The 20,511-nt window shown below is 69.7% G+C and carries 15 protein-coding genes and 2 pseudogenes; 7 read left to right on the top strand and 10 right to left on the bottom strand.

All coding sequences use genetic code 11. From position 1 onward, the window contains the following. The first annotated feature begins 14 nt into the window (after positions 1-14). A complete protein-coding gene (locus ABZ930_RS07865; RefSeq protein ID WP_361543194.1) occupies positions 15-1,226 on the top strand; it encodes a tetratricopeptide repeat protein in 1,212 nt (403 codons plus the stop codon). Here the strand turns inward: ABZ930_RS07865 and ABZ930_RS07860 are convergent. Then, entirely contained in the window at positions 1,223-1,495 is a 273-nt protein-coding gene (locus tag ABZ930_RS07860) for a hypothetical protein (RefSeq protein WP_361543191.1), read from the bottom strand. The two genes, ABZ930_RS07865 and ABZ930_RS07860, sit on opposite strands and share 4 nt — an antisense overlap. Before the next feature lie 227 nt (positions 1,496-1,722). Between ABZ930_RS07860 and ABZ930_RS07855 the strand changes: the two genes are divergently transcribed. Then, entirely contained in the window at positions 1,723-2,268 is a 546-nt protein-coding gene (locus tag ABZ930_RS07855) for a hypothetical protein (protein WP_361543188.1), read from the top strand. Between the two features lie 240 nt (positions 2,269-2,508). Then, on the top strand, positions 2,509-3,234 hold the full coding sequence (locus tag ABZ930_RS07850) for a dienelactone hydrolase family protein (protein WP_361543185.1): 726 nt from the start codon (positions 2,509-2,511) through the stop codon (positions 3,232-3,234). 185 nt (positions 3,235-3,419) lie between these two features. Here ABZ930_RS07850 and ABZ930_RS07845 read toward each other — a convergent pair whose 3' ends face one another. The 7 genes from ABZ930_RS07845 to ABZ930_RS07815 form a co-directional block, all read right to left on the bottom strand. Further along, on the bottom strand, positions 3,420-3,857 hold the full coding sequence (locus tag ABZ930_RS07845) for a glutaredoxin domain-containing protein (RefSeq protein ID WP_361543182.1): 438 nt from the start codon (positions 3,855-3,857) through the stop codon (positions 3,420-3,422). A gap of 333 nt (positions 3,858-4,190) precedes the next feature. Beyond that, on the bottom strand, positions 4,191-4,952 hold the full coding sequence (locus tag ABZ930_RS07840) for an ABC transporter ATP-binding protein (RefSeq protein WP_361543179.1): 762 nt from the start codon (positions 4,950-4,952) through the stop codon (positions 4,191-4,193). Beyond that, positions 4,942-5,862, bottom strand: coding sequence for an ABC transporter ATP-binding protein (locus ABZ930_RS07835; RefSeq protein ID WP_361543176.1), 921 nt, complete (start codon positions 5,860-5,862; stop codon positions 4,942-4,944). The genes ABZ930_RS07840 and ABZ930_RS07835 overlap by 11 nt, the downstream gene beginning before the upstream one ends. Before the next feature lie 3 nt (positions 5,863-5,865). Next, positions 5,866-6,717: an ABC transporter permease gene (locus ABZ930_RS07830; RefSeq protein WP_361543173.1), complete on the bottom strand. Its 852-nt coding sequence runs from the start codon at positions 6,715-6,717 to the stop codon at positions 5,866-5,868. Between the two features lie 29 nt (positions 6,718-6,746). Continuing rightward, a complete protein-coding gene (locus ABZ930_RS07825) occupies positions 6,747-7,799 on the bottom strand; it encodes an ABC transporter permease (RefSeq protein WP_361543170.1) in 1,053 nt (350 codons plus the stop codon). Positions 7,800-7,842: 43 nt separating this feature from the next. Further along, positions 7,843-9,453, bottom strand: a complete 1,611-nt coding sequence (locus ABZ930_RS07820) for an ABC transporter substrate-binding protein (RefSeq protein WP_361543167.1) — start codon at positions 9,451-9,453, stop codon at positions 7,843-7,845. 727 nt (positions 9,454-10,180) lie between these two features. Beyond that, a complete protein-coding gene (locus tag ABZ930_RS07815) occupies positions 10,181-11,821 on the bottom strand; it encodes a penicillin-binding transpeptidase domain-containing protein (protein ID WP_361543164.1) in 1,641 nt (546 codons plus the stop codon). A gap of 85 nt (positions 11,822-11,906) precedes the next feature. Here ABZ930_RS07815 and ABZ930_RS07810 point away from each other — a divergent pair, with 85 nt between their 5' ends. From ABZ930_RS07810 to ABZ930_RS07800, 3 genes and pseudogenes are all read left to right on the top strand, one after another. Then, entirely contained in the window at positions 11,907-12,866 is a 960-nt protein-coding gene (locus ABZ930_RS07810; RefSeq protein ID WP_361543472.1) for a LysR family transcriptional regulator, read from the top strand. Beyond that, positions 12,863-13,747: a serine hydrolase gene (locus tag ABZ930_RS07805; protein WP_361543161.1), complete on the top strand. Its 885-nt coding sequence runs from the start codon at positions 12,863-12,865 to the stop codon at positions 13,745-13,747. Before ABZ930_RS07810 ends, ABZ930_RS07805 begins: the two co-directional genes overlap by 4 nt. 38 nt (positions 13,748-13,785) lie before the next feature. Beyond that, positions 13,786-13,977, top strand: a pseudogene (locus tag ABZ930_RS07800) (FAD-dependent monooxygenase); the annotation flags it as partial. Here ABZ930_RS07800 and ABZ930_RS07795 read toward each other — a convergent pair. Further along, a pseudogene (locus tag ABZ930_RS07795) lies at positions 13,976-14,211 on the bottom strand (Tn3 family transposase); the annotation flags it as partial. The pseudogenes ABZ930_RS07800 and ABZ930_RS07795 overlap by 2 nt on opposite strands. 515 nt (positions 14,212-14,726) lie before the next feature. Between ABZ930_RS07795 and ABZ930_RS07790 the strand changes: the two are divergent. Next, positions 14,727-15,665, top strand: coding sequence for a MerR family transcriptional regulator (locus ABZ930_RS07790; RefSeq protein ID WP_361543158.1), 939 nt, complete (start codon positions 14,727-14,729; stop codon positions 15,663-15,665). Between the two features lie 212 nt (positions 15,666-15,877). Here the strand turns inward: ABZ930_RS07790 and ABZ930_RS07785 are convergent, their stop codons facing one another. Then, a complete protein-coding gene (locus ABZ930_RS07785) occupies positions 15,878-20,509 on the bottom strand; it encodes a serine protease (RefSeq protein WP_361543156.1) in 4,632 nt (1,543 codons plus the stop codon). Positions 20,510-20,511: the final 2 nt, after the last annotated feature.

Below are 20,511 nucleotides of genomic sequence, written 5' to 3'. Positions count from 1 at the left end.
GAGAGTGACCGCGAATGTTCCGCAGGAAGCGCGCCAAGGGCACCCCGCCGGACCCCGGAAGGCCGACGCACCCCGAGCACCCTGACCGCACAGAGCGGCCACCGAACCCGCCGCCGGAGCCCGGCGGTCCGGAAGACCCCCTCGACCTCCGGCTGGGCGAGCACGACGAGGGGCCGATGCACCTCACCATGGACACCACCCAGAGCATGCTCGACAACCTGCTCGACGGGGAGCGGAGACTGGGCCCGGGCCACCCCGACGTCCTGCGGCTGCGGTACAACTACGCCTTCTTCCTGTGCGTCTGGTCGGCCGCCGCCCCGCCCGGGGACACGTACATGCAGGACAAGGCGATCCCTCTGTTCCTGGTCAACCTGGATCACCAGACGGCGACCCTGGGCCCGTACGCCGGCGACACCCTGCTGACCCTGTACGGGATCGGAAGCGCCCACCTCTCGGCGGGACGCCCGACCGAAGCCCTCCCGTACCTGCAACGGGCCCTTGAGGGCAGCGAACTCGACCCCGACCGGGACGAGCAGCAGATCCTCGACCGCCGCGAGAAGCTGTCGGACGCCTATGCGGCGGCGGACGACACCGACCGTGCGATCGCCCTGCTGGAGGAGACCGTGGCCGGCAGCAGGCGCCTCCTGGCGCCGGGCACCGAACGACTGGACGCCCGCAAGCAGAAACTGTTCACCGCCTACCACGAGGCAGGACGCCCCGAGGCCGAGGCGCTGTGCCGGGAGATCCTCGCCGACAAGGAGCGCTTCTACGGCCCGGACCATCTCAGCACCTACATCTGGGTGGACAACCTGGCCCACCTCCTCCACGACGCCCGTGACCTCGACGGGGCCATCGCCTGCTACGAACGGGCGGTCAGCGGCTTCGAGCAGATCCACGGACCCGACAGCGACGCGACCTCCTACCGCTACCACAACCTCGCGATCGCCCACCTGGAAGCCGGCCGCCCCGAGGTGGCCCTGCCGTACCTGAAGGCGTCCCTCGCCGCGCGCGAACACAGCCGGGGCCTCGACGACCCGGGGACCCTGGACGCCCTGATCTCCCTCATCTCCGGCTACGACCAGGCCGGGCGGCTCACCGAGGCGATCGCGGCGACCGAACGCCTCATCGCGGACGTGACGCGTGTCGGCGGCCCGCAGCACCCCAAGCTCCCCGAGGTGTACGCCTATCTGGCGGAACTCAGGCGCGTCGGTCGGGACGACCTCTAGCCGAAGATGAGCTCGACGTTCTTGTTCACACAGACACGAAGGACGCGGAGCAACTCACTGACGTCTTCGACGCGCCGTCGGTGGACGTGGGTGTTACATCCGTCGGGCCGAGGTTGGTCGCGGATCGCCTCCAGCCGCGGCAACATCGCGGCGCATTGCGCAGGTGTGACTTCGCCCTCGGCGTCCGGGTGGTCGAGCAGCGGCGCGAGCGTGGTGGCGATGCTCGACCATGGCCGATCCCCGCCAAAGCCGATCATGTCGGCGAGCACGAAGCCGCGATGACGACGTATCGGGCCCGGACGTCTCCTGGTCCCACACCGGCTTCGGCCCGTTCAGGGCGCGGCCGGCCCAGGCCGTGTCAGTGGCGGGCAGTAGGGTCAGTTGAGGGAGCCGCAGCGGGGCTTGGGGCGACTGCGCTTCGTGTGGCGTCCAGGCGTCAGGCCACGTCCGAGGCGATGATCCCGGTGCGACTAACCCGGGTGACGAAGGGGGGATCGTGAGGCGACCGTTGTTGTTTCTCGACGTGGACGGGCCGCTCAACCCCTATGCGGCCAAGCCGGAAAGGCGCCCTGCCGGTTACATCACACTCAGAGTGGCTCGCGATCCCTCAACGGACCACGCAGGACTCTCGAACCGCCGGTCCTTGCGGGTCTGGCTCAACCCCGCGCACGGGCAGGCCCTCCTTCAGCTCGACTACGAACTGTGCTGGGCCACCACATGGATGGCCGACGCCAACCGGTGGATCGCTCCGGTGCTCGGCCTCCCCGAACTTCCCTTCGTCGACTTCGGCGACGCCCTGCTCCAAGAGCGCCCCGATGGGGTCCACTGGAAGACCGGCCCTCTCCTGGACTACGCCAAGGGACGCCCCTTCGCCTGGGTGGACGACGAGCAGGGCAGCAGCGACGAGCGACACGTAGCCGCCCATCACCCGGGGCCAGGGCTTCTTCATCACGTCAACCCGCGCATCGGTATGCGCGGGGACGACTTCCACAGGCTTGCCGATTTCGCCCGATCACTGGACACCCGACAAACCGATGGCTGAGCAGGTCACGTATCCATCAGACCCGTACAGGCCACCGTGATCATGAGGGGTGCCTTTGAATAGGCCCCGCCGGCGGAGCGGCTCGCGCTGTGCCCGCCCTTCGGCCGGACGACGGCGCTTTGTTCACAGGCTCTCAGCCGAACCGCTGACGGTTGGTTCCGGAATACGCCGGAGAACCGCCTTCTGCCCGCGGCAGAACACCGGCCCGACCGGGCTCGACGATCACTACCGTCAAGGCTCATGACGACGGGAACCACGCGCACGATCGAATACGCGGCCGACGGCCTGACGATGCTCGGGCACCTCGCGCTACCGGCCGGTGTCGACCGCCGGCCCGCGGTCCTGGTCGGGCCCGAGGGGGTGGGTCTCAGCGACGTCGAGCGCCGCCGGGCCGATGCACTCGCCGAGCTGGGATACGTGGCGCTGGCCTTCGACCTCCACGGCGGACGCTATTTGGGCGACCCTGACGAGATGCTGGCCCGCTGCATGCCGCTGCTCGCCGACCCCGACCGGATGCGAGGCATCGGCCATGCGGCGCTCGACGTGCTCCGCGCCGAGCCGCGGACCGACCCGGACCGGATCGCCGCCGTCGGCTATGGCACCGGGGGCGCGATCGCGCTGGAGCTCGGGCGAGACGGCGTCGACCTGCGTGTGATCGCGACAGTCAACGCACTGACTACGGGCCGACCGGGCGAAGCGGCGCGTATTCGCTGCCCGGTGTGGGCCGGGGTCGGGTCGGAAGATCCGATCATGCCGCCCGCGCAATGGGACGCATTCACCGCCGAGATGCAGGCCGCAGGCGTCGACTGGCGCCTGGTGGTCTACGGCGGTGCCTTGCACGCCTTCCATCACCCACCGGTCGACCACACCGTGCGCCCCGGGGTCGGCTACCACCCGCAGCACGCGCGGCGAGCCTGGCGGGACGTTGTCGACCTGCTTGCCGAGTGCCTGCCCATAGCGGAGTGATCTGGTCGGCAACCACGATCCCGGACCGCAACCAAGCCGGTTGACCGGGACTTTTCGGCAACGCCACCAGTGTGCGTGCCGGACGCCACCGGGCGGACGGGGGTTTGTTCACAGGCCCTGAGCTTGTCTTCTGACCTTGGTGTGCTTGGGCTGCGGGCGCTTCACCAGTAGGTCGTGGTTTCTGATCACGTGGAATGGGGGAGCTGTTCGCGCACCCATTGGGGATCGGGGTTCGTGTGTGGCTGGCCGGCCACGACGACCGTCGGCACGGTCTCGTTGCCGCCGTTGGCTGCTCTCACCGCTGCGGCTGCTGCCGGGTCGCGCCAGATGTTGACCCAGTGCAGTTGGCGGGCGCTGCGGCCCAGCCGGATACGCAGTCGTATGCAGTACTTGCAGCCCGGCCGCCAGAAAACGACGGGCCGGCCGTCGACCGCGCTCCGGCGTTGCGCCTCCTGCGCACCCATCGGCCTCGGGAAGATCAGGGGTGAGTTCACGCCTGCGAGCGCCAGGAACGCGAGCAGGAGTGCCGCGGCTGTGCCGGTGTTCCCGTTGAAGATCTGCCCGGTCGCGACGACTGAACCGCTGAGCACAAGCAGCATGGGCAGGATCCAAGCGCGCATCATGGTGATGCAGGCTATCGATGAGTCGAAGTGCTCCTCGAACCAGGTCGTTCACCTGGGTGTTCGCCGGACGTTGAGGCGGCCTTCGTCTGATCATGTGCTCCGGCCGAGGACACATGTGACCACGACTGCCTGACCGCGTGCGGGGACGAACTGTTCGACCTCACTGACGCGTGAGCTTGAGCTGGTGGTAGCGGGCATAGGCACGCAGCGCGGTGAAGACCAGTGGACGCCGACGTCGATGACGTCGGTACGCCCGCCAGGCGCCGGGTAGACCAACCAGCAATCGCGGCAGAAGAGGCGAGAGCCCGCGTCTCCCGGGTGTGCGGCAACGCGTCACGGTGGGGGAGCGGAGGTGAGGCGCGGGACGGCGTCGCGCAGGGTGCGGGTGGCGGCGTGCTGAGGGTGGTGGAGCAGGTCGGTGAGGTCACCTTCCTCGACCACACGGCCGTGGTGGAGGACGAGCACGCGAGGACAGAGCTGCTCCACCACCGCGAGGTCGTGGGAGATCAGCAGGCAGGAGAGCCGGTGTTCGGTGCGGAGCCGGCGGAGCAGGTCGAGGATGCGGGCCTGGACGGTGGTGTCCAGCGCGCTGGTCGGCTCGTCCAGGATCAGGAAGCGTGGCCGCACGGCCAACGCGCGGGCGATGGCCGCACGCTGGCGCTGGCCGCCGGAGAGCTGGTGCGGGAAGCGGGCGGCGTGTTCGGCGCTCAGGCCCACGTCGGCGAGGAGTTCGGTGGCGCGGCCCGGCTCGGTGCCGCGGGGCACCATCCGGTGCGCCCGCAGCACTTCGCCGATCGCCCTGCCCACCCGCATCCGTGGATCGAGTGCACCCTCGGTGTCCTGGACGACGATCTGTACGGCACGGCGATACGCGCGCGGCCACCGCATCCCGCTGAGGTCCACGCCGCGGAACCGCACCGTGCCGCTCGTCGGCGCCACCAGGCCCAGCAGGCACCGGGCCACCGTCGTCTTGCCCGAACCGCTCTCACCGATCAGGCCCAGCCCGAACGGACCCTCGGGCAAGGTCAGGCTCACCCGGTCCACCACGACCGTGTTCCCGTACGCGACGGTCAACTCGCGCGCTTCAAGCACCATCGGTGGCCCCCTCGTCATTTCGTGCGTCAAGTCCGTCGTCGCATCCGCTGCCGGCTCCCTCGCGGTCCTCGCCGTCGTGTCCTTCGCCGTGCTCGTCACGCGCCCCGGGCACCGGCAGCCCGCCCAGTCGTGGTGCGGCCGCGAGCAACTGCCTGGTGCGCTCGGCGCGAGGCGAGGTGATCAGGTCGGCGGCGGGCCGGTCCTCGATCACCCGCCCCCGGTGCAGCACGGCGATCCGGTCGCACAGCCCGGCCAGCAGCGCGAGGTCGTGGCTGATGAACAGCACGGCCGTGCCGTGTTCCGCGCGCAGCTCCGTCAGGAGTGTGCAGATCTGTGCCTGGGCCATCACGTCCAGCGCGCTGGTCGGTTCGTCGGCGATGAGCAGTCGCGTCCCTAGGGCGGACGCCAGGGCGATCGCCACGCGTTGGAGCTGCCCGCCGGAGAGCTGGTGCGGGTGGCGGGCGAGGTGTGCGGCGGGCAGCCCCACGCGCTCCAGTCCGGCCTCCGCGCGACGTCGGGCGTCGGCGCGGGTGCATCCGTGCAGACGCAGCGCCCGCAGCAGCGTCACACCCACCGGCAGAACCGGGTTGAAGGCGGCGGCCGGGTTCTGCGGGACGAGTGTCATCGTGGAGCCGCGCAGCTGCCGCAGCCGTCGTTCCGGCATCGCCAGCAGTTCCTCGCCGGCCAGCCGGATACTGCCGGACACATGGGCGCCCGCGCGCCGGGTGAGCCCCAGTACAGTCAGGCCGACCGTCGTCTTGCCCGCTCCGCTCTCTCCCGCCAGCCCCAGAAACTCCCCCCTTTCCAGGGCCAGTTCATCGACGCGGACCACGGGTTCGACGTCGGCCGAGCCGAACCGGACGTGTACGTCGCGCAGTTGTAGCCATGCGGAGTCACGGGCGGTGGTCACTGCTCAGGCCCGTTGGGTGGGCCGCGGCACGTGACGGGGGTCGAGACGGTCGCGCAGGACGTCGCCGAGGAGGAAGCACACGCCCGCGACCAGCATGATGGCGAGGCCGGGAAAGGTGCCGATCCACCACTGGGTGGTGAAGTAGTTCTGCGACTGCTCCACCATCAGGCCCCAGTCGGGGGTCGGCGGCTGGGGCCCGAGGCCGAGGAAGGACAGTCCGGAGGCGACGAGCAGCACCCCGCCGACGTCGGTCGACGCCTGGACCAGGAGCGGGGTCGAGGCGTTGGGCAGGACGTGCCGCATCAGGATGCGGCGGTGGCCGAGACCGAGTGTCCGGCACGCCTCGATGTACGGGCGGCCGACGACCGACACGGTCTCCCCGCGCACCAGCCGGGCGTACCACGGCCACCACGTCACGGTCAGCGCGACGGTCAGTCCCACCGGACCGGGCGCCAGCACCGTGGCCAGGGCCAGTGCCAGCAGCAGAGCGGGCACGGCCAGGAAGACATCGGTGAGGCGCATGAGGAGCTCGTCGAACCAGCCGCCGAAGTAGCCGGCCACCACGCCGATCGCGGTGCCCGCGAGCAGTGAGGAAGTCACCACCGTCACCGCGACGAGCGGACCGATGCGCGCGCCGTACAGCACGCGTGAGAAGACGTCCCGGCCGAGTTCGTCGGTGCCGAACCAGTGCGCGGCGCAGGGCGGGCGCAGCATCCGGGCGGTCTCGGCGGCACCGGCTGCGTCTGCCGGATACGGGGCCAGGACCGGTGCGAACAGGGCCACGAACACGATGAACGCCACCGCCCCGAGCACGACGAACAGCACCGTGCGGCCGCCCTCGGTGCCGCGCGCCATCCCCATCACCTCACCTCGCTCCTCTCGCTTCACCGCAGTGCGACGCGCGGGTCGAGGGCGGCCTGTGCCAGGTCGACGGCCAGGTTCGCGGCGAGGTAGAGCAAGGCGACCAGGAGGGTCACCCCGACGACAGCCGGTACGTCGAGGGACTGGACCGCGTCGGCCGCGTACCGGCCGAGCCCCGGATAGTCGAACACCGCCTCCACGAGGAAGGTGTTGACCAGCGAGTACCCGAAGATGAGCGCGAGCGTCTGCAGGACCGGGTTCCATGCGAGCCGCAGAGCGAAGCGGCCGATGACCGCACGTTCGGGGAAGCCGAGGGCGCGCACCATCTGGATGTGCGGCTCACCGACCGCGTCCAGGACGCTCGCGCGCACCATGCGGGCGAGGACGGCGGCAGGGTAGGAAGCCACGACGAGGGCCGGGAGCAGCAAGTGGTCGAAGAGATCGACCGCCGCCGCACCGTTCCCGGTGAGTACGGCGTCGAGCAAGGGCAGGCCGGTGACGGTGGTCACCGGATGCGCGGCGCGCACCGCGCGGTCGTAACTGCCCGCGATCGGCAGCAGGGAGAGCCGGCTCGCGAAGAACATCTGCAGGAGCAGCGCCAGCCAGAACGTCGGGATCGAGGCGCTCAGCAGCGCGCCGGACCGCACCAGCCGGTCAGGAGCCCTTCCGTTCCACCGTACGGCCGCCAGCCCCGCGGGGATGCCCACCGCCACCCCGATGAACAGCCCGGCGAGCACCAGTTGCAGGGTGTTGGGCAGCCGCGCGAGCAGATCGGTGAGGACGGGACGGTGGGTGAGCACCGACATGCCCCAGTCGCCCCGTACCACCCCGGCCACGTACGAGACGATCTGCTGGGCGACGGGGCGGTCAAGTCCCAGCTCGGCGCGGATCCTGGCGCGTTCCGCGGCCGAGGCCCGCGGTCCCGCCCAGACGCCGGCCGGATCACTGGGCACCACCCGCGCGATCAGGTACGTCATCACCACCACGCCGACGGCGACCACGACCGCGAGCACCGAACGGCGGACCGCGTAGCGGATCGCGGGCAGACCGCGGCCGTCGTTCACGGCACGCTTCATGCCCACCTCCGGGGTTCGGCCTCCGCGGATCCGTCTCAGGGCTTCACTTGTGGGTGAGGTCGTGGACGAACACGACGTTCGCGTACGCCGGGTTGTCGACGAAGCCCTTGACGTCGCTGTTCAGCACCCGCTGATAGGTGTTGGTGCCGAGGAAGAGCTGCGGTGCGTCCCTGATGATGAACTCTTGCATCGTGCGGTAGGTCCGGACGGCTTCGTCCGGGTCCGTCGCCGTGAGCGCCCCGACCTGATCGATGAGCCGGTCGAGTTCGGGGTTGGAGTAGTAGGCGAGGTTGTAGGAGATCTCCTTCTCCGTGCGGAACACGTTCCGGAAGTACGACAGGGGTTCGGGGTCGTCCGGCCACCACCACATGACGAAGATGTCCTGGCGCTCGTTCACGTTCTTCTTCTTGGCGCGCGGCCACTGCGCCGATGCCCAGGCCAGGCCCTCGACCTGCAAGTCGATGCCGAACGGCCGCAGTTGTGCCTTCATCAGATCACCGAGGGTGCGGACGGTGTCCTCGCCCGCGGGATAGGTCATCTCCAGTTTGACGGTCCTGCCGCTGTCCGGGCCGTACCCGGCCTCCTTCAGCAGTTTCCGGGCGCGGGCCTGGCCACCCGGCATGTCGAGTGTGGTGGTGTGTCCGAACATGCCCTCCGGGATGACGCCGTCGGAGGCCACGAGGGCTCCCCTGCTCGCTTTGACGAGTTCCCGATAGTCGAGCGCGTCCGCGACCGCCTGGCGTACCCGGACGTCGTCCAGTGGCTTCTTCTCGGTGTTCATCAGGCCGATCAGGGTCTGCCAGGAGGGCCGTTCATACACGGTGACGTTCGGTCGGCCGCGCAGCGTGTCCAGGAGCTGAGGGGGCAGCCCACCGGCGTAGGTTGCCTCGCCCGAGTCCATGAGCTGCGCCTCCGTGGACGACTGGGGCGACGCCTGGAAGACCACGTTCTTGTAGCGGTTTCCGCGCCACCCGCCCCAGTAGTCCGTGAAGGCCGTCAGCTCCACCTCGTTCTCGCTGGCCGGATTCCATGAGGCGATCGTGTACGGTCCGGTGCCGCGCGCGGTGGCCCGGTAGTCTTTGGCGTCGTCCGAAACCTCGTAGATCCAGGCCGCATAGGTGGCGGAGGCGATGAGGTCCAGCGGTGCCGGGCGGGACAGCTCGAAGCGGACCTGCCGCGTGCCGATCGCGGTGATCTTCTCCACCGGATCCCATACGTACGAGGCACTGGCCTTCAGCCTCATGGTGCGCTCGAGGGAGGACTTCACCGCCTCGGCGGTGAGCGGGTGCCCGGAGTGGAACCGCACGTTGTCCCGCAGGGTGAACGTCCAGGTCCTGCGGTCCTTGGACGCGGTCCACCGGGTGGCGAGCACCCCCTGGGTCTTGCCGGTCACGCCGTTGTACCGGGTGAGGGTCTCGTACACGTTCGACAGGACCACCACTTCGTCCGAGTAGGAGCGCGCCGGATCCCACTCCGTCACCAGCCCTCTGCTGGACAGGTACACGAAGGTGTTGTCGTCGCTGGGTTCCTCGTCGCCCCCACCGGAACAGCCGGCCGCCGGAAGCGACAGCGTCAGGGCGGCGACCACTGCGACGACGCGGTACCGCCAGCGGCGGTGCGCGGGCCGAGACCCCAGGAGGAGATGCATCGACATGGGCGTGTCCCCGGAACATCCTGGAACGGGTAGCCGTGCCGTCCACCGCGCATGTGCCGCGCGACAATTGCCAGCATGGCACTCGGCCGTCCGGAGGGGCAGAGGCGATTGCGCCGTCAGGCCCGCCCGTCGCCATTCCCTCCAAGCCTCATACGACTCTCAAGCAGCTCAGCCACCTTGAGTGCGAGAGGGCAAGTCCTTCGTCAGTCGGTCAGGCGGGTGGATCGGCGGGGTCCGCGTAGCGGGTCATAGTCCGTATTCGCGCAGCCACACCGGTCAGGCGGCTGCGGCGGGGGCTCCGTCGCTGGTGGCGATGTGCACCGCAGCGCGGTTGGCGCCTGCGCGTAATACGCCGACGCCATCCCGCCTGAAAAGACACCGCGCGGTGCTGTGTGCCGATCTCGGCCGACGGCGCACGAAACTCCGCGACATCCCAGCGGTGGCTGATCCCCGACAGGCGGGCGATGTCAGGTGTCCTGCCCGCGCGCACAGGTGAACGCATGGGCCAGCAGTGCTGCGGAGAAGTTGGGGCCTCGGGTGAGGGAGTCCTCGAAGCCGGCCAAGCGTCCCCCCCCGGATGTTCGTCGCGTGGTTGCACGACCGTGTCCCGTAGGCCGAGCTGCACTGGATCGAGGGCGCTGGCCACTTCCAGCAGGAAGACGCCCCCGACCGCTGTGTGCGCGGGCTGCGCCGGCTCCCGCCATCTGGTGAGCCGTCTCGGTCCGCCTCAGGACGGGTCGTCGGGGACGGCGGACAACAGGTGACGCAGGATCGGGCCGGCCGAGCCGCCGCCCGTGACGCCCTGCTCGACCACGCACGCCACGGCCACGTTGCCGCGCCTGGCCACGAGCCAGCCGTTGTTCTCCTCATCGTCCGCTACCTCGGCCGTGCCGGTCTTTGCGCCGATCTCGCCCGGCAGGTCGGCCAGGACGTGTGCTGTGCCGTCGGTAACGGTCGCCCGCATCATCGTGCGCAGGTGGCTGACCACGGAAGGGGGGAGCGGTGTGGTGGAGGTGCTGTCCTTGCTGCCGGGCACGATCGTGGGCTGGTGGAAGCGGCCGGACGCCGCGGTCGCGGTGACCGACGCCATGATCAGCGGGTTCGCCTGCACGCGGCCCTGACCGATCATCGCCGCCGCCTTCTCGGTCTCGTCCTTCGGCACCGGCACCGCTCCGTCGTACGAGGGGATCCCGACGTGCCACTCCTGGCCGACGCCGAAGTACTTGCGTGCCACGTCGCCGCTCTCGGCGTCCCCGAGCTTGCCGCGCAAGCTGATGAACGCGGTGTTGCAGGACTCGGTGAAGTCCTTCTGGAAGGTGGCGCCGCGGAACTCCGAGGTCTCCACGTTGTGGAACTCCTTGCCCACGGTGAGGTGTTTGGGACAGTCCACGACCGTGTCCGGCGTGACGGCGTCCTTCAGCAGAAGCGCGCTGCTGGTGACGATCTTCCAGGTGGAGCCGGGCGCGTACGTTCCCGAGACGGCGCGGTTGAAGCCGGTAGCGGGGGAGTTGGCCATGGCGAGCACCTCACCGTTGTCGACACGCAGCGCGACCAGTGAAGCGTTCTTCCCGTCGGCTCCGGCGGCGAGCGCGGCGTCGGCGCCGGACTGCCAGGCGGCGTCCAGAGTGGTCTTCACCGGTGCGTCGTCCGCCTCTCCGCTCTCGGCCCCGTCGCCCTTCGGTCCTTTCCCGAACGTGGTCTCCGTCCCCGTCGTCTTTCCGGTGACTCTGTCGACGAGCCGGATGGCTCCGCGCGGCGCGCCGCTGCCGTCGCCCGTGAACTGGGTGAGCAGAGGCTGCAACGAGGGATATGCGTCGCCGGTGAGCGACTTACCGTGACGGTCGGAGACCCGGGGCGGGGCGGTGTCCTCGCGATCAAGGCGGAACTTGGCCTTCTCGCTCAGGTGTGGGTGAACGATTCCCAGGGACCAGTCGACTTTCCAGTCGCCGTTGTCGCCCTCACGGAGCGGCAACTGTGACGTGTACGTCCAGGTGCCCAGCCCCTTCACCGGCATCTTCGCCGAGAACGGCACCCGTACGGTGCCGTCGTCCGCGCTCTCGGCCGCGGACGCGGTCAGCCGCGGCTTGGTGATGTCGAGGCCCGCGGTGAAGCTCTGCAGCACGTCCGCTGCCCGGGCCGGGTTGGTGGTGCGCCCGGCGGCCCCGTCGTAGCGACCGTGGGACCAGTCGGCGAGGAAGGCCCGTGCCTGAGCGGCGGCGGCGGGATCGCGAGTGTCTGAGCTGCGGTCGAAGGGACCGAGCCCCGCGGCGTAGGCGCCACCGGCGGCGACGGCACAGACCACGGCGACAGCGCAGACGGCTTTGAGCGGAGAGCGCGAGGCTCTCCTCCTGGTGGGAAGGTGTGTCATGCCGTGAGGAGAGCAAGCAAGTCCACGACGTGTCCAAGTCCGATATGAGTTGGCCACTCATTAAAATTGGATATGGTTGCTGGTCGTGGACCTGATTCGGCACCTGGAGTGCTTTGTGGCTGTTGCAGAAGAGTCACACTTCGGCCGGGCCGCGACCCGTCTGGGCATGGCGCAGCCTCCTTTGTCGCAGCGCATCCAGCGCCTCGAGCGAGAGCTGGAGGTGCGACTGTTCGATCGGACCAGCCGACAAGTCACTCTCACCAAAGCCGGGACGCTGCTGCTGCCCGAAGTGCGGGAACTGCTCGAGAGGGCCGGGGCACTGCGCGCCGCTGCCCGCCGCATCAGGGATGGGGAGAGCGGTTTGCTGCGCGCGGCGCTGCCGCCCGACATCGCCGGTGTCACGGTCGCCGCTGTGCTCACGGAGTTCCAGAACCGGTGCTCCGAGGTGGAGCTGGAGCTGCATGAGCTGTCGACCGCCGAGCAACTCGACCGCTTCGGGAAACGGGAGCTCGACGTAGGGCTGGTGCACCATCCCTGTGACGTGACCGGCCTCGAGCTCGGCCCGCTGCTCCGCCGCGACCTGGGCGTCCTGCTGCCGCCCGGCGCACCCGCCGCCGAGCACAGTGCAGTACCGCTCGCCGCGCTCACCGGCCACGACCTGGTCCTCTTCCCTCGGGCCGGATCTCCCGCGCTCTATGACGATCTGCTGACCACCTGTGCGCGCGGCGGCTACACGCCGCCCGCGATCCGGCACGGCCGGGGCGCCAGCTTCACCCGAGGCCTCGTTCTGTCCGCCGCGGCCGTCGCCTTCACTCCGCGTGACCCCCAGGGCGACAACGCAGACCCCGATCTCGTGTGGCGCCCGCTGGCCGGCGCACCACTGGCCTGGCGGCACTCCGTCGCCTGGCCCCGCCTGCACGGCGACGCCGCCGTACGCGCCTTCACGGACGCTGCCGAGCACGCACTGCGCACCACGGCCGACGCCCGCCCTGACACCCCCGCACGTCCCATGCATCTGCGCCCCGCAGCGGAGTACTGGCTATGACCGACACATCCACCGCCTTCCGCACGGCCTTCACCGACGCCGGCGTCAACGGGTGGCTGCACGCCCTCGACATCGACACGGGCGCGGAACTCGACTGGCAGGGCAACCAGTTGGTGTGCACCGCCAGCGTTCACAAGCTGCCCCTGCTGGTTGCGCTGCACGAGCGGGCGGCGGCCGGTGAGCTGGACCTCACCGAGCAGGTCGAGTGCCCGCCCATCGGGCGCACGGCCGGGCCGACCGGCCTCGCCGCCATGCTGGACCCGGCCCGGCTCTCGCTGCGCGACCTCGCCTACCTCATGATGGCCGTCAGCGACAACGCCGCCGCCGATCTGCTCCTGGCGCGCGTCGGGCTGGACGCCGTCAACCGCACGACGCTCCGCATCGGCCTTACCCACACCCTGGCCGTGCACTCCTTCGGGGCGGCGATGACCATGATCAAAGAGGACGCGGGACCCGACGGCGCCCGGGCCCTGGCCGACCCGCACGTCATCGCCCGGCTGCGCGCACTCGACCCGACGCGGGCCAACCGCAGCACCCCACGCGACCTGACCCGGCTGCTCGCCGCCATCTGGCGGGACACTGCCGGCACGCCTGAACACTGTTCCGCCATACGGCGTCTGATGGCCCTTCAGGTATGGCCGCATCGGCTCGCGTCCGGCTTTCCCTTCGACGACGTGCACGTCGCGGGCAAGACCGGGTCGCTGCCGACCCTGCGCGGCGAGGTCGGGATCGTGGAGTACCCGGACGGTGGCCGCTACGCCGTCGCCGTCTTCACCCGCTCCGTACGCAGCTCCGCGATCCTGCCCGCTGCCGACGCCGTGATCGGCACAGCCGCGAGGGTCGCCGTGGACGCGCTCCGCGCGAACAGAAAGGCGAGCTGAACCTCGGGCGACGCTCAGCCGCCCCCGTCTCTCCCCAAATGTCCTTCGCCCGTGTCCTGCCCCGCCATGGCCACCCTGCCGCCGTCCTCGAACGGGATCCTGACCCCGGCGCCCGCCCTCCGGGCGGCACGCTGGACCTGCACGAGGGGCTGGGCCAGCGTGCGCTGGACAGGGCCGGGCTGCTGTCCGAGTTCCAGGAGCTGTCCCGTCCCGAGGGGCAGGCCATGCGCGGTCGATGCGCCACATCTTCTGGCCCGGCGGATCAGCGAGCCGCGGCGCGTACGCGAACCCGGCCAGGGTGAGGAGCCCGAAAACGATGTCGCTGTACGGGCGGTGCCAATGACGATCGCCTCCGGGCGCTTGCCGCCGTCCCGGTCGTAGCGGACATCGAGCACATACAGGGAGTCGCGCGGAGTGACGGCCACTACCTTCTCGCCGAGCCCCGCCGCCGGGTCGTTGATCATGCACCGGCTTCGCGGGCTGGAACAGCAGTTGCGACGCGCGGCCGATCCCCCTGGAGCAGATGCGCGAGTGGCAGGGCGCCACCCTGGAGCGCATACGGGAGCTGCCCTGCCGCCCGGGGGCCCCGCAGTTCAGCAGCGCCTCCCACGCCGCGTCCCGCTGCGGTCAGGGCCAGCGCCCGTTGCGAGGCCCAGGTGAAGGAGCGCGTGAGAAGCCGGCCTCTTGTGCTTGCCGGTAGGGATGATCAGGTCGGGCTGGATGTGCTCGAGGGACTCGCCGCCCGCGCGGCGCCGGAGCACGGTGTGGAGCATGTCGTCGGTGATGACGGGCGGCCGACCGCCGTGCTTGCCCTTGCGTGCCGCGGTGTCGAGCCCTTCGAGCGTCGATTCCCGGATGTTCCCGCGGTCTGGTGGCTCGCGGTTGATCCTGCTTGGGGCAAAGGGGAGTTTGTGAGAATTCGACCGTCGCGAGGTCACGAGCTTGAGTCTCCAGCAGGGGGAGACCAGAGAGTGGAGACATGAACGGCCGCACGCTCTACTCGATCGGCGAACTGGCCCGACGGGCCGATAGCACGGTCAAGACCATCCGGTTCTACTCCGACTCCGGACTCCTACCGCCCGCTGACCGCAGCTCAGCAGGCTACCGCCTTTACGACCACGACGCCGTCGCACGACTGGACCTTGTGCGAACCCTGCGCGACCTGGGACTGGACCTCACGGCCATCCGGAAGATCATGAACCGGGAACTCGCGATGTCGGAGGTCGCCGCGGTACACGCCGACGCGTTGGACGTGCAGATCCGAATCCTGCGGCTGCGGCGCGCAGTGCTGACCGCGGTGGCGAACCGCGGGGCTACCCCTGAGGAGACACATCTGATGCACAAACTGGCCAAGCTGTCCGAAGTCGAACGCCAACAACTGGTCGGCGACTTCTTCGACGCCGCGTTCGGTGGCATGGGTACCAGCTCAATGTTCGCGGGAATCACGCGCTCGATGACTCCGGAACTGCCGGACAACCCCGATACGGAACAGGTCCAGGCATGGGTGGAACTGGCCGAGCTGTCGCAGGACCCGGACTTCCGCAGCCTTGTACGAGACCTGGCCCAGGAGCAGACGGCCAGGCACATCCCGGGCCGTCCACCCGCGCTGCACAACGACTTGGCTGCGATCGTCCGTGACCAGATCGCGCCGGCCGTGGCAGCAGGTGTCGAACCGGCTTCGCCCCAGGCCGATCCGGTCGTCGCGACTCTCATGACCCGCTGCGCACATCTCCTCGACTGCGGTGACGATGCCACGTCGCGGGGGCAGCTCCTGGTCCGGCTGGAACGTATGAATGACCCTCGGAGGGAGCGGTACTCCTCGCTGCTTGCAGTGATCAACGGCTGGCCGGATCCGGAAAGCCTGCGGCCCGTGCTCGACTGGGCCGTCCATGCTCTGCAGACTCGGACACGGAGCTGACGGGACGCCTGCGGGGCGGCATGGCTGCCGCTACCTCGACCGCTCCCGCGCTTGCCCTTCGCCCCTGGTGCGCGGAAGACGTTCCCGCGCTGGTTGAGATGTCAGAATGCGCAGGGTGGTGGGCAGGAGGTCTTCGCAGTCGAGATCTGACCCGAACGAGTGCAGACGGCCTGAGCAGCGTGTGGCCCCGACGGGAGTGCCACACGAGGCATTCACTGGAGTAGTGCCAGGAGTGTGTCGGTGGCAGACCGTGCAGCAGCAGGGGCGATCCGGCTGAGTGAGGCAAGTACCGGTGGGCATGGGCTGATGCGCAGTGCCTCGGCGAGGAGCCGGACGCTGGACGGATCATCGGGTGCGGTGTCGGCGCGGCGTAGCAGTGCCTCAGCCTGCCTCCCTGGCGAAGTGTCGGTGTCCGAGGTGGTCGACGGCGGGACGGTATGCGTGCGGCGCCCTTCAGATGTCGTGGTTTGTTGCGTGCTGCGCTGGTCATGAAGGGCGCTGAGCGCGAGTTGTTGCCATGCCGGGTCGGCGATGGCGGCCACGAGACGCTCCGCGCGGACGAGGTCACCGGCGCGCGCGGCTTCCCAGGCGACGGCGACCAGGGACGGCGCCTGGGCGCTGCGGAGGGTGATGGCGTGCGCTGCGTCTTCAGCGGCGTCGAAGTCGCCGCGAGCCGCTGCCAACTGGGCCACGTCTGTCAGGGCGTCTGCCTGCCGGTCCGGGATCGCAATGGTCAAGGCGAGGGTGATGGCCGGGCCGGGCTGTCCGGCCGTGGCCATGGCGCGTGCGACATCCGTCAGAGCGAGTGCTTGCTGGTCCGGGTGGTCGATGGCGCAAGCGGCGGCCTGAGCCTGTGGGAGATCGCCGATGTGGATGGCAGCAGTCAGTCGGGCCTGTTCGGCGTAGAGCCGGTTGTGCGGGTCGGTGATCCACGCAGTGAGCGCGCCCAGTGCGGCAACCTGCCGCCGGGCCGCGAATGGATGGCCGCGATCGGCTGCCGCCATGGCGGAAGCGGCAAGTCGTTCCACCTGCGTACAGGGAATGGGGAAGACGCGTGCAGCCTCTTTGAAGATCCGGTCCGCGTCCCGCTGGCCTTGTGAGGCCATGACTACGGTGGCGACGTCGACGAGCGCAGTCGAGTGTGCTGCCGGGTCCAGGATCTGGCCGGCCGCGGCTTCGGCCCGTTGCACCAGCATCCCGATCCTGTCGGCATCGCCATGCTGTATGAGCGCGCGGGCTGCCGTGGTCAGCGCGGCAGCCCGCCACCCCGGATCCGGGCTGGAGCGTACGGCGGTCTCCGCGGCCTCGAGAAGTTCCCGGGCGCGCTCCGTTGGTGCTGATACGACGGCTGCTTTTGCCACGCGCATCCTCAGCCGTACCTGGGCATCGGGTTGACCGGCAGCGGCCACCAGGGCCTCGGCGACATCGAAGGCCTTCTCGTCGAGGGCTGCTTGGACGAGTGCGGACACGTTCGCCTCGTCAAGAGCCAATGAGTCGGGCAGGCTCTGCGCGACGGCCAGTGCCGCCGGGCGGTCGTGAGCTCGCAGATGCGCTCGGAGGAAACCCGGCAGCAAGGCATTGAGGTCTGATTGATCCGTGATCCGGTCACAGAGCTCCGCGGCCGTATCGAGGTCGTCGGCATCCAGCACACCTTCGACAACGCGGACCAGCACATGCCGTCGGACCTCACGATCGGCGATCTGCTGTGTCTCGGCCAACGCCTCGTCGGCCCGGCCCAGACGAGCCAGCAGGCCGACCGCGTGGTACAGGTTTCCGGACGCCTCCGTCGACTTCGCCCATCTCCGTGCCATGTCGGTCGCCAGAGCCCGGGCGATCTCGTCGCCGTCGGCTGCGGCCTCTGCCACGATCAGCAGGGCCCACTGTCTGGTCGTCTCCTCCTGGCAGGCGCTGGCCGCAGACACAGCAGGTTCGAGGTTGCCGGTCTCGACCAGGGCCCGCAAAGTGTCCGCGAACGCATCGGCGGAATTCCACAGAAGGGGGAACCGTGACGACTGCACCTTCTCAAGCGCCTCAAGTGCCTCATCGAGCAGCCGTCGAGCATGTTCGGCCTGGCCCGCCTTCCACAGGGCGACCCCGACGCTGACGAGTTCAGTAGGGTTGCCGTAGGTCCTGCACAAGGTGCGGGCGCTGACCTCCGCGCTGGCCGGCGCCCCTGTCGCCAGGGCTGTCTCGACCAACCGGTTCAGGACCCTGGACCTGAGGCCACGGTTCAACGGCCCCAGGGCGATCCTCTCGGCACGATCCGCATTGCCTTTCCTCACGGCGCTTTCGACCACGTCGGCGAGGTACTCGAACCAAGAGTCGCTCTGGTGAAGCGCCTCGACGACTGCCTCAGCCCGATCGAGGTCGCCCAAGGCGAGGAACCGCCGGGCGACGCGGTCGGTCAGCTGGGACGGCGGGGTGGCGGGAGCGAGCACGGAGCCGGACTCCTCGGAGAGTTCTCTGGAGACGGCGGCCGATCCTTGTGCCCAGCGGATGGCGTTCCACAAGTTCACGCGCAGTTCGGGATCCCGCACTGAGTAGGCTGTGATCTCTGCCGCGTCGAACCACTTTTCCTCGGTACCGCTGACCGACTGAGCAGCCACGATCAGCGCGTGGACGTCTTCCTCCAGGCAGGCGTCGTCCATCAACCCGGCGTCGTCATTGACTGTGTCGATTGCAGAGGCACTCTGAGCCGCTATGGGCGGATTGCCGGCGACCGAATCCGGCGCTGTGGGGCTGATCTCCGTGGCGGCCGCGATCAACCGCAGTGCCTGCCCGCGCTGCTCCTCGTCGCTGATCGACTGGGCCAGCGCCTCGGCGCGTGCGGGCAATCCGAGTTGGGCCCAGAGCACGGGCAGGTCCGCAGGAATGCTGCGGTTGCGCCGTACCAGGACGTCACGGTGTATCGCGACGATCGCCATGGCGGTGATGTCGGGGACGTCCTGCGCCAGGATCAGGTCCTGCGCCAGGGTGAGTTCCGTCATGGCTGCGCGGTCAGCCCCGGAGCGGGAGAGCAGCCGTGCCTGGCGCACCGGATCGGTGACGAGACCGGCCAGTCGCGCCACGTCGTCATCGGTCTGCAGGAGGCGCAGATACCCCTGCAACAGATAGTCGGGGGTGTCGGCGGGCCAGCCGCGCTGCCGATAGGTGTCGGCCCAGACGTGCAGCCGTTCGCGGTAGGTCTTCAGCGCCTGCTCGCCGAGAAGGTCGACGGTGCTGTTCTGGAGTTCCTCGTGGCCGAGCACGTAGGTGTCCTCCGGCCGCCAGATGCCCGCCCGGGTGCCGAACGTCCTTCCGGCCGTGGCGTGCAGGCGATCCTGGACCTGCCAGGCGAGCCGGTCGGTGAGTTCGGCAAGGTCCAGCGCCGTCAGACCGCCGCCGGCGGTGGCGATGAAGCCCAGCAGATCGCGGTCGGCCGGGTCGGCAAAGAGCCGTTTGACCTCCTGCTGCGTGACATTTCTGGTCGACGCGGCATGGGGGGACTGGGGCAGGGTCCGCACCGTCGTGGCGTCGCGCAGCGGATGGTGCTCGCTCACGTCGGGTGGCAGTGGCGGGTTGGGGCGGCCGGTGACGATGATGCGCATCCCGGCGACCGTCCGCTCCGGCAGCAGCGCGGCGATGCTGTGACCGTCGGTGCCGCGGTCCTCGTCCAGCCCGTCGACGACCAGGACCAGCCGCTCCCCGCGTGCACGGCAGACGGCCGCGGCCTCGTTGAGCTTGGCCAGCAGATGCGCGTCACGGGTCGTCTCGGTCAGCAGCGGGGGCACCTGCTGCCCGAGCAGCGCAAGGGTCTGCTCCAGCACGGCTTCCGCGAAGGCGACCCGGTCGTCCTGGCGCGCGAAGCGGGCGGTGACGAAGAACGACACCATCCGGACAGCCGGAGGAGGGTGCAGAACGAACCACGACATCAAAGCCGACTTGCCTGCCCAGGCACCCGCTCGCAGCCACCGGTAGGTGACACCGTCGGGTTGCGTACAGAACCTGGCCAGCTCATCCAACTCTGCGTCACGTCCGAGCAGTTGCTCTGGGGCGACTCGTTCCACCTGGGACTCGTACGCCGACCGGCGCGGTTCCGCGGCCCATGCCGTGGACGGCTTCGGCACGGGGTGCAGGTGTGCCGGACCGTCGGCGGCACCGAGCTGGCGCCACCACGCCAACGGATCGGGGACACCCGGCCCCCAGCGGGGCCGGTCCGGATCCGCTTCCAACGCGGTCAGCGGCAGCACGGTGACGGTCGAGGACCCCTCGGCGAGCGCATGCTCGACCACCACGCCCAAAAGCCGTTCGTCGGCGACCACAGGGCCGCCGGACATCCCCGACCACGGCGATTCCCCCGACCGCGCCGACGCCGACTGCGGGCCCAGCGGTGCCGGTTCGAGGGAGACCACCATGCTCAACAGGCCCCGGGAGAGCTTGGACAGAGGTGCGATCGCGCCGACCGCGTGGACGCTGTCCCGAGCCGGCCGCGGCTCCGAAGTCTCGGCGAACCCCGGGAAGCCGAACGCGTGGCAGCGCTCGATCACCACGGGTGTCTCGCTGTCCCTCACCGCCCGCCCAAGACCCAGCGGCGGATATCCGTCACCTGGAAGGCCGTAGACCTGCAGGAGCGCGAAATCCGGGACGGGGCCTTCGGGCGAACCCGTGAACGCGGCGTCGACCCTGGCCGGGTAGGACCGCTTACGGGTGTCGCGGATCGTGACACCCACCGCGCCGACGATGACGTGCGCGGCGGTGAGCACCGTCTTGCCGGCCACCACACATCCCGACCCGTAGCGGAAGCCGGCCGGACCGAGATCGGCGATCACCTCGACCAGACGTTCCGACCACGAAACGCCGGTCAAGG

Origin of the sequence: Streptomyces sp. NPDC046716 (assembly GCF_040645755.1) — a bacterium.
In the GTDB taxonomy this organism is placed as follows: domain Bacteria; phylum Actinomycetota; class Actinomycetes; order Streptomycetales; family Streptomycetaceae; genus Streptomyces.
Note: the sequence above shows the minus strand (reverse complement) of the source record. Positions and strands in the feature narration are given on the sequence as shown.

Bases quoted from the DNA above. Each gene is read 5' to 3' on its own strand.
- ABZ930_RS07790 (WP_361543158.1), top strand. From the start codon at position 14,727: ATGAACGGCCGCACGCTCTACTCGATCGGCGAACTGGCCCGACGGGCC.
- ABZ930_RS07805 (WP_361543161.1), top strand. From the start codon at position 12,863: ATGACCGACACATCCACCGCCTTCCGCACGGCCTTCACCGACGCCGGC.
- ABZ930_RS07825 (WP_361543170.1), bottom strand. From the start codon at position 7,799: ATGAAGCGTGCCGTGAACGACGGCCGCGGTCTGCCCGCGATCCGCTAC.
- ABZ930_RS07840 (WP_361543179.1), bottom strand. From the start codon at position 4,952: ATGGTGCTTGAAGCGCGCGAGTTGACCGTCGCGTACGGGAACACGGTC.
- ABZ930_RS07845 (WP_361543182.1), bottom strand. From the start codon at position 3,857: ATGATGCGCGCTTGGATCCTGCCCATGCTGCTTGTGCTCAGCGGTTCA.
- ABZ930_RS07850 (WP_361543185.1), top strand. From the start codon at position 2,509: ATGACGACGGGAACCACGCGCACGATCGAATACGCGGCCGACGGCCTG.
- ABZ930_RS07865 (WP_361543194.1), top strand. From the start codon at position 15: ATGTTCCGCAGGAAGCGCGCCAAGGGCACCCCGCCGGACCCCGGAAGG.
- ABZ930_RS07815 (WP_361543164.1), bottom strand. From the start codon at position 11,821: ATGACACACCTTCCCACCAGGAGGAGAGCCTCGCGCTCTCCGCTCAAA.
- ABZ930_RS07830 (WP_361543173.1), bottom strand. From the start codon at position 6,717: ATGGCGCGCGGCACCGAGGGCGGCCGCACGGTGCTGTTCGTCGTGCTC.
- ABZ930_RS07820 (WP_361543167.1), bottom strand. From the start codon at position 9,453: ATGTCGATGCATCTCCTCCTGGGGTCTCGGCCCGCGCACCGCCGCTGG.